Source organism: Kineococcus indalonis, from assembly GCF_009906395.1.
Taxonomy (GTDB): Bacteria; Actinomycetota; Actinomycetes; order Actinomycetales; family Kineococcaceae; genus Kineococcus; species Kineococcus indalonis.
Window position 1 is genome coordinate 1 of the sequence record NZ_JAAALM010000125.1, and the last position, 8,879, is coordinate 8,879.

The following is an 8,879-nucleotide window of genomic DNA, read 5'->3' on the forward strand; positions in this document are numbered from 1 at the left end:
GTTCGGGCATGAGCGGCAGCCGGAACGGACGAGCGCCCGCCGACCTCTTCCTCAGGGTCGTCGCCGGGGAGCTGCCCGCGACGATCGTGCACGCCGACGACCTCGTCGTCGCCTTCGAGGACGCCGACCCGCAGGCGCCCGTGCACGTCCTGGTCGTGCCGCGGGAGCGGTACGAGACGGTCGCCGAGCTGGCCGCCGCGGCCCCGCGGACCCTGGCGCGGCTCGTGCAGGTGGCCCAGCGGGTGGCCGACGAGCGCTGCGGCGGGCACTTCCGGCTCGTCTTCAACACCGGCGAGGACGTGGGCCAGTCGGTGCCCCACGTCCACGGGCACGTCCTCGGCGGCCGGGGCTTCGCCTGGCCGCCCGGCTGATCCGACGGTTGGATGGTGCGGCATGTGCGGCTTGTGCGGTGAGGTCACGTTCGACGGTCGGCCGGCGGACATCGGCGCGGTGCAGCGGATGTCGCAGCCGCTCGCGCCCCGAGGTCCGGACGGCGAGGGCTACTGGGCGCAGGGGCGGGTCGCCTTCGGGCACCGGCGCCTGTCCGTCATCGACCTGTCGGCCTGCGGCTCGCAGCCCATGGTCGACCCCGAGCTGGGTCTGCACGCGGTCTTCAACGGCTGCGTCTACAACTACAAGGAGCTGCGCGAGGAGCTGGTCGGCCACGGCTACCGGTTCAGCTCCACCTCCGACACGGAGGTCATCCTCAAGGGCTACCACCGGTGGGGCACCGACGTCGTCGACCACCTCAAGGGCATGTTCGCCGTCGTCCTGCACGAGCGGGACTCCGGGCGCGTGGTGCTCATGCGCGACCGGCTGGGCATCAAGCCGCTGTACCTGGCCGAGACGCCCGGGCGGCTGCGCTTCGCCTCCTCGCTGCCGGCGCTGCTGGCCGCCGGGGACGTCGACACCACCATCGACCCCGTCGCGCTGCACCACTACCTCACCTGGCACGCCGTCGTGCCCGCCCCGCTGACGATCCTCAAGGGCGTGCGCAAGCTGCCCCCGGCCACCGTGCGGGTGGTCGAGGCCGACGGCACCAGCCGCGAGCACCGCTACTGGGACGCCCAGCACGTGCGCCGCGAGCAGTACGCCGACTTCTCCGAGCAGGACTGGGAGGACGCCGTCCTGGAGTCCCTGCGCGCCGCGGTGCGCCGGCGCACCGTCGCCGACGTGCCCGTGGGGGTGCTGCTGTCCGGCGGGCTGGACTCCAGCCTCATCACCGGCCTGCTCGCCGAGGCCGGGCAGACGGACCTGGCCACCTACTCCATCGGGTTCGAGTCCGTCGGCGGCCGCGAGGGCGACGAGTTCGCCTACTCCGACGTCATCGCGCAGCGGTACGCCACGAACCACCACCGCATCCGCGTCACCGGCGACGAGCTCGTCGGCGCCCTCGGCCACGCCGTGGGCGCCATGCACGAGCCGATGGTCAGCCACGACGTGGTCGCCTTCGACCTGCTCAGCCAGCAGGTCTCCCAGTCCATCCGCGTCGTGCAGTCCGGCCAGGGCGCCGACGAGGTGTTCGGCGGCTACCACTGGTACCCGCCGCTGGCCGGGCTCACCCCCGAGCAGGGCGTGGCCGCGTACGCGAAGGCGTTCTTCGACCGCGACCACGCCGGCGTGGCGCAGGTCCTGCAGCCGCAGTGGCTCACGCCCACCGACGTGTCGCTGGAGTTCGTGCGCGAGCACTTCACCCGCCCCGGCGCCGACACCGCCGTGGACGCCGCCCTGCGCCTGGACACCGAGGTCATGCTCGTCGACGACCCCGTCAAGCGCGTGGACAACACCACGATGGCCTGGGGCCTGGAGGCCCGCGTGCCGTTCCTGGACCACGAGCTCGTCGAGCTGGCCGCCGCCGTCCCGCCGGAGCTGCACCTGTCCGGCGGCGGCAAGGGCGTGCTCAAGCGGGTCGGCTACAAGGTGGTCCCGCGCGAGGTCATCGACCGCCCCAAGGGGTACTTCCCGGTGCCGGCCATCACCCACCTGGAGGGCAAGGTCCTCGGCCTGGTCAAGGACGCCCTCTCCAGCGAGGCCGCCCGCCGGCGCGGGCTGTTCCGCCCCGAGTACGTCTCGGAGCTGGTGCGCGACCCCAACGCCGAGCTCACCCCGCTGCGCGGCAACAAGCTGTGGCAGCTCGGCCTGCTGGAGCTGTGGCTGCAGCAGCACGGGATCGACTGAGGCCGGGCGGGGAGGTGACCACGATGGGCTCCGCGGGGACCCGGCGCCGGGGGCAGGTGGCCGGCCTGCGCAACCGCCGCAGCGACGTGCCCGCCATCTCCAGCCGCGCCTGGCAACGGCCCCCCAGCCACTTCACGCGCGACATGGCCACCGACGTCGCCCTCGACATGGGCTGGGGCCGGCTGGTGTTCGGGCACACGTTCACCGACCAGCGCGACGTCGTCGACGCCCTGCGCGCCGAGGAGACCGGCGAGCGCGACATCGCCATGTACGTGCGCGAGCCGCAGGTGCTCGTGGGGCTCGCCCCGCACGAGCTGTTCATGGACCCCTCCATCACGTTCCGGCTGGACCTGGCGCGCTACCGCCCCCCGCGCGACCGCAACCCCGACGTGTTCGTGCGCATGGTGCGCGAGCGCTCCGAGCTGGAGGACGTCAACCGCCTCTACGCCGCCAACGGGATGGTGACCTCCGACCCGGACGTCATGTGGGCCAACCACCGCACCCGCACCTTCACGTACCTGGTGGCCGAGGACACCCGCACCCGCGAGGTCGTCGGCACCGTCACCGGCGTCGACCACGTCCTCGCCTTCGGCGACCCGGAGGAGGGCGCCAGCCTGTGGTGCCTGGCCGCCGACCCGCAGGACGCCCCGCGCGGCACCGGCGAGGCGCTCGTGCGGGTCCTCGCCGAGCGCTACATCGCCCGCGGGCGCGCCATCCTCGACCTGTCCGTCCTGCACGACAACGACGGTGCCATCGCCCTGTACCGGCGCCTGGGGTTCCGCCCCGCCGCGCCCGTCGTCGTCAAGCGCAAGAACCCCATCAACCGGCCCCTGTTCTCCCCGCAGCCGGAGCACCTGGACGAGCTGAACCCCTACGCGCGCATCGTCGCCGACGAGGCCCTGCGCCGCGGGGTGCGCGTGGAGGTCACCGACGCCCCCAGCGGCGAGATGCGCCTGACCTACGGGGGGCGCTCCCTGCTCACCCGCGAGTCGCTCTCGGAGCTGACCAGCGCCGTCGCGATGAGCCGCTGCGACGACAAGCGCGTCACCCGGCGCCTGCTCGCCGCCACCGGCGTGCGGGTGCCGCGCGCCGTGGAGCTGGCCCCCGACCCCCTCGCCGACGCGGACGGCCTGGCCGCCGCTCAGCGCCTGCTCGCCGAGACCGGCCCCGTGGTGGTCAAACCCGCCCGCGGCGAGCAGGGCAAGGGCATCACCGTCGGCGTAGCCGACGGCGAGGCGCTGCACCGCGCGGTGGCCGAGGCCGCCGGGCACTGCCCCGACGTGCTGGTGGAGGAGTTCGTCGCCGGCCAGGACCTGCGCATCCTCGTGATCGACCACGAGGTCGTCGCCGCCGCGGTGCGCCGCCCCGCCGCCGTCATCGGCACCGGCACCGACGACGTGCGCACCCTCGTCGCCCGGCAGAGCAGGCGGCGCCGGGCCGCCACCGGCGGCGAGTCCAGCATCCCCCTGGACGCCACCACCGAGGCGGTCGTGCGCGCCGCCGGCTACTCCATGGACGACGTGCTGCCGCGCGGGCAGCGCCTGGAGGTGCGGCGCACCGCGAACCTGCACACCGGCGGCACCATCGACGACGTCACCGACGACCTGCACCCCGACCTCGTCGACGCCGCCGTGGCGGCCAGCCGCGCCCTGGGCATCCCCGTCACCGGGCTGGACCTGCTCGTGCCGGACGTCTCCGGCCCCGAGCACGTCGTCATCGAGGCCAACGAGCGCCCGGGCCTGGCCAACCACCAGCCGCGCCCCACCGCCCAGCGGTTCCTGGACCTGCTGTTCCCGGAGACGCGGCGCGTGCAGGCGTAGCGCTCGCCCCCGCCTCCCCGGCCGCTCCCGCGGGCGCTCAGCGCCCGTGCGCGTCGAGGTGCTGCAGCAGCAACCGGGACACCTCCTGCGGCGCCTCCCGGTGCGGGAAGTGCCCCACGCCGTCGAGGACGACGCGGCGGTAGGAGTCGAAGGAGCCCTCCAGCCCCTCCGAGGAGGCCGGCGGGTCGCACGCGTCGGCGCCGCCCTGCACCATCAGGGTGGGCACGCCGATGCGCGCGGTGGCGGCGACGCGGGCGCGCACGTCGTCGTAGCGCGGGTCGCGGGGCTCGTCGGGCAGGAACCTCGTGCGGTAGGCGTTGAGGGTCACGTCGGTCCAGTCGGGGTTGGCGAACGCCCGCGCGGTGGCGGCGAACTCCGCCTCGTCCCACCAGCCGGGCGGGCTCCAGGTGGCCCACTGCTCGCGGGCGAAACCCACCGGGTCGGCGCGCACCGCCGCCACGCCGGCGTCCAGGAACATCAGCCACTGGTACCAGAACGGCCGGGCCAGCTCGAAGCGCGGCACGGTGAACTGCCCGCGCGGCTGGTGGGCCAGGGCCAGCGCGGCCGCGCAGCGCACCCGCTGCGGGGCCACGACGGCGAGCTGGTAGGCCGCCCGGGCGCCCCAGTCGTGCCCGACGACGGAGAACTCGCGCAGGCCCAGGCCGTCGGCGAGGTCGAGGGCGTCGCGCACCAGGGCGGCGGCGGTGCCGTCGCGGACGGTGCCGGGGGAGCGGAACACCGACGCCCCGGCACCGCGCAGGTCGGGGGCCACGACGCGGAACCCCGCGCCGGCCAGGTGCGCCGCCACGGCGGAGAAGCCGCGGGCGGCGTCGGGCCAGCCGTGCAGCAGCAGCACCGCCGGCGCGCCGGCCGGGCCGGTGTCGGTGAACGCCAGGTCGATCGCGGCGGTCGTCAGGAGGGGCACGGCCGCCTCACGCCACCGCGTCGGTGCGCAGCGTGAAACCGCGGGCGCGCAGCCGGTCGGCCAGGACGGTGCCGATGCCGGTGGCGGGGGTGAGCACCCCGGCGGCGTCGGGCAGGTGCTCGCCGTCCAGGGCCAGGGCCAGGGCGCTCTCGCCGAGCATGACGGCGGTGGCGGCGTACCCGGGATCGCCCTGGGCGGCCACCGTCGTGCGGTAGCGCCGCCCCTGCCCGGTGCGGGCGTCCAGCTCGACGCGGAAGCGCCCGCTGCGGCGGGTGCGCTCGCCGGGGCCGCTGCCGGGCGCGGGCAGCAGGCGGTCCACCAGCGGGCGGGCCGGGCGCAGCGACAGCGCGCCCGCCAGCGCGGCCAGGACGCCGGTGACGGCGAACGCGCCCACGGGGGCGGCCGGGCCGGTGAGGGCGACGACCTCGCGGTAGCGCAGCCGCGGCCCGTACGCGTGGCCGAGCAGCGCGTTGCTGCGCCGCACCACGCGCGTGTTGCAGGGGGCCATGACGAACGGCGCGGCCCACGCGCCGTCCCCGGCGCGCCGGTGCGGGGTGAAGACGTCGCGCTGGGGACCGAGGTCGGGTTCGGCGGCGCGCTCCGGGCTCAGCGCGTACGGGTCGGCCAGCAGCCGGCGCGCCGCGGGGTCGGCGCGCGCGGTGTCCAGCTGCAGGCGCAGGGAGTCCACGGTGCCCCCGCTGACGCCGCCGCGCGCGGAGCGCACCTCCAGGGTGGCCTCGGTGAGGGGACCGGCGCCGTCGGCGGCGGCGCGCTCGTGCGCCAGCAGCACCGACAGGTCCGAGGGCACGGAGTCGAAGCCGCAGGAGTGCACGACCCGCGCGCCGCTGCCGCGGGCGGTGGCGTGGAACGCGTCGGCGCTGCGGCGGGCGAAGAGCACCTCGCCGGTGAGGTCCGCGCAGTGCGTGCCCGCCTCGGCGCAGGCGCGCACCAGCGGCAGCCCGTGGCGCAGGTAGGGCCCGACCGTGGTGACCACGACGCGCGCGGCGCCGGCCAGGCGCCGCAGCGAGGCCTCGTCGCCGGAGTCCGCGCCCAGCAGCGGCCAGTCCGCGGCCGCCGGCCCCAGCTCCTCGCGCACCCGCTGCAGCCGCTGCGGCGAGCGGCCCGCCAGCCCCACGCGGGTGCCCGGCGGGGCGTGCTCGGCGAGGTGGGCGGCGGTGAGGCGCCCGACGAACCCCGACGCGCCGAAGAGGACCACGTCGAGCTCGCGTCCGCGCTGCACCCGGCCCACCGTAACCGCGCCCGCCCGCGCCGCCACCCGTCGCGCCGCCCGTCGCGCCGGGCGGCGCGGTGCGGGCCGCGGGGCCAGGATGGGGCCGTGCCCGAGGGACACCTGCTGCACCGCCACGCCCGCGAGCAGCACGCCGCGCTGGCCGGGCGCGCCGTGCGCGCGGCCAGCCCGCAGGGCCGCTTCGACGCCGCGCCCTTCGACGGGCACCGCCTGGAGTCCGTGCGCGCGGCCGGCAAGAACCTGCTGTACGCCTTCGACGGCGCCCCTGCCGTGCACGTGCACCTGGGCGTGCGCGGGCTGTTCCTGCGCTACGACGCCTGGCCGGCCTCCCCGCCGCGGGGCACCCGCTTCCTGCTGGGCGCCGACGGGGCCGCGTTCGCGCTCATCGCGCCCAGCACCTGCGAGGCGCTGGACGACGCGCAGCGCCGTGCGCTGCTGGCCTCGCTGGGCCCGGACCCGCTGGACCCGGCCGCCTCGCGCGAGGAGGCGGTGCGCCGCCTGGTGGGGGCCCGCGGCCCGGTGGGCGCGGCGCTGCTGGAGCAGTCGGTGTGGGCGGGCATCGGCAACGCCTGGCGCGCCGAGCTGCTCTTCCTCGCCGGCGTCGACCCGGCCCGGCGCGCCGGCGAGGACGAGGCCGGGCGGTTGTGGGACCTGGCGGTGCGGCACCTGCAGCTGGGCGTCGAGGCCGGCCGGGTCGTCAGCGACCCCGGCGCCCCCGACGAGCGGTGGGTCTACAAGAGGGAGGCGTGCCGGCGCTGCGGCGCGCCGGTGCGCGTGGCGCCCGTGGGCGGGCGCACCTCCTACGCCTGCCCCGTCGAGCAGACCTGAGGCGAGCGGGCGCGGGGCGGGCCCGGGCACACGCCCCGGCTGGGAACGGGCCGCGGGCAGGCGGCAGTATCGGCGCCGTGAGCACCTCCGAGCGCCCCCGCCAGAACGCCTCCCCCTCGGGCGCCTCCGCGGCGGCCGGGACCGTGGACGCGCCCGTCGACGTGGAGTACCTGACCTCCACCCTCATGGAGCTGCTGCGCACGCCCAGCCCCTCGGGGCGCACCGACGCGGTGATGCAGCTGGTCGGCCAGCACATCGAGCAGCTCGGCCTGCCCTTCGACCTGACCCGCCGCGGCATGCTGCGCGCCACGCTGCGCGGGCGCACCGACGTGGTGCGCCGCGCCGTCGTCGTGCACGCCGACACCATCGGGCTGATGGTCAAGCGCGTGAAGGACGACGGCCGCCTGGAGGTCGTGCCCGTCGGCAGCCACAGCGCCCGCTTCTCCGAGGGCGCCCACGTGACGATCTTCACCGACGACTTCGAGCGCGTGTACACCGGCACCGTGCTGCCGCTGAAGAGCTCGGGGCACACCTTCGGCGACGAGATCGACACCCAGGGCGTGGGCTGGGAGGTCGTCGAGGTGCGCATCGACGAGCCGGTGGAGAGCGCCCGCGACGTGCGGGCGCTGGGCGTGGAGGTGGGCGACTTCATCGCCCTGGACGCCGCCCCGCAGATCACCCGCGGCGGCTACGTGAAGTCCCGGCACCTGGACGACAAGGCCGGCCTGGCCGCGTGCCTGGCCGCGCTGAAGGCGCTGCGCGACGCGGACCTGCCGCTGGCGGTCACCGCGCAGTTCCTCGTCACCATCGGCGAGGAGGTCGGCTTCGGCGCCACCCACGGCCTGTCCCCGGACCTGGCGGAGCTGGTCGCCGTCGACAACGCCGTCGTCGCCGAGGGGCAGACCTCGCGCGAGGAGCTGGTCAGCGTCGGCATGCTCGACATGACCGGACCCTTCGACTACCACCTCTCGCGCCGCCTGCACGCGCTGGCCCGCGCGCACGGCGTCCCGGCCGTGCGCGACGTGTACCGCCACTACCGCTCCGACGCCGCCCCCGCCCTGGAGGCCGGCATCGAGGCCCGCGCCGCGCTGCTCGGCTTCGGCCTGGAGTCCAGCCACGGCCACGAGCGCACCCACCTCGACGGCCTCGTCGCCCTCGCCCGGCTGCTCGTGGTGTACCTGCAGAGCGGGCTGACCTTCGACGAGTGGGACCGCGCCGAGCACGGCGACCTGGCCGACTTCCCCTCCGACAGCGTGCAGCCGGTGCAGATGGAGCCGGTGGACCGCACCGTCGTGCCCGACGGCGCCTTCGGCTGAGCGGCGCGCGGGCCCCGCCGTGCGCGTCCTGCTCGTCGACAACCACGACTCGTACACGTACAACGTCTTCCAGCTCCTCGCCGGGCTCACCGGCACCGAGCCGGTCGTCGTGCTCAACGACGCGCTCGCCCCCGCCGAGCTGGACCTGGCCGGCTTCGACGCCGTCGTCCTCTCGCCCGGCCCCGGCCACCCCGGCGTCGAGCGCGACTTCGGGCTGAGCGCGCACGTGCTGGCTCGCGCGCGCGTGCCGGTGCTGGGGATCTGCCTGGGCCACCAGGGCATCGCGCTGGCCGCCGGCGCGCCCGTGGTGCGCGCGCCCGAACCGCGCCACGGGCACGTCACGCGCGTGCGCCACGACGGGCGCGGGCTCTTCGCCGGGGTGCCGCAGGGCTTCGCCGCGGTGCGCTACCACTCCCTGTGCGTGGCCGAGCCGCTGCCGGCGCCGCTGGTGGCGACCGCGTGGGCCGAGGACGGCGTGGTGATGGGGCTGCGGCACGCCGAGCGCCCCTTCACCGGCGTGCAGTTCCACCCCGAGTCCGTCGGCAGCGAGCACGGCCACGCAC

At 76.4% G+C, this 8,879-nt stretch carries 8 protein-coding genes; 6 read left to right on the plus strand and 2 right to left on the minus strand.

The window, feature by feature from the left end; all coding sequences use genetic code 11:
• Positions 1-8 precede the first annotated feature (8 nt).
• From GTR00_RS08475 to ngg, 3 genes are read left to right on the plus strand one after another with little or no spacing between them, the layout of a single operon-like run.
• On the plus strand, positions 9-371 hold the full coding sequence (locus tag GTR00_RS08475; RefSeq protein ID WP_166611190.1) for an HIT domain-containing protein: 363 nt from the start codon (positions 9-11) through the stop codon (positions 369-371).
• Between the two features lie 22 nt (positions 372-393).
• Complete coding sequence (locus GTR00_RS08480) at positions 394-2,178, plus strand: N-acetylglutaminylglutamine amidotransferase (protein ID WP_166611191.1); 1,785 nt, start codon at positions 394-396, stop codon at positions 2,176-2,178.
• A gap of 23 nt (positions 2,179-2,201) precedes the next feature.
• Positions 2,202-3,998 carry an N-acetylglutaminylglutamine synthetase gene (gene ngg, locus GTR00_RS08485; RefSeq protein ID WP_166611192.1) on the plus strand — a complete coding sequence of 599 codons (1,797 nt, stop codon included), beginning with the start codon at positions 2,202-2,204 and terminating at the stop codon, positions 3,996-3,998.
• 37 nt (positions 3,999-4,035) lie between these two features.
• Here ngg and GTR00_RS08490 read toward each other — a convergent pair whose 3' ends face one another.
• Together GTR00_RS08490 and GTR00_RS08495 are read right to left on the minus strand one after the other, a co-directional pair.
• Complete coding sequence (locus tag GTR00_RS08490) at positions 4,036-4,923, minus strand: alpha/beta fold hydrolase (protein WP_166611193.1); 888 nt, start codon at positions 4,921-4,923, stop codon at positions 4,036-4,038.
• A gap of 7 nt (positions 4,924-4,930) precedes the next feature.
• Complete coding sequence (locus tag GTR00_RS08495; RefSeq protein ID WP_323132336.1) at positions 4,931-6,163, minus strand: saccharopine dehydrogenase family protein; 1,233 nt, start codon at positions 6,161-6,163, stop codon at positions 4,931-4,933.
• A 96-nt stretch (positions 6,164-6,259) separates the two neighbouring features.
• Here GTR00_RS08495 and GTR00_RS08500 point away from each other — a divergent pair, with 96 nt between their 5' ends.
• The 3 genes from GTR00_RS08500 to GTR00_RS08510 form a co-directional block, all read left to right on the plus strand.
• Complete coding sequence (locus tag GTR00_RS08500; RefSeq protein ID WP_166611195.1) at positions 6,260-7,000, plus strand: DNA-formamidopyrimidine glycosylase family protein; 741 nt, start codon at positions 6,260-6,262, stop codon at positions 6,998-7,000.
• Between the two features lie 143 nt (positions 7,001-7,143).
• Complete coding sequence (locus tag GTR00_RS08505; protein ID WP_407659661.1) at positions 7,144-8,316, plus strand: osmoprotectant NAGGN system M42 family peptidase; 1,173 nt, start codon at positions 7,144-7,146, stop codon at positions 8,314-8,316.
• Between the two features lie 19 nt (positions 8,317-8,335).
• The coding region (locus GTR00_RS08510) for an anthranilate synthase component II (RefSeq protein WP_166611196.1) at positions 8,336-8,879 on the plus strand (544 nt) is incomplete at its 3' end.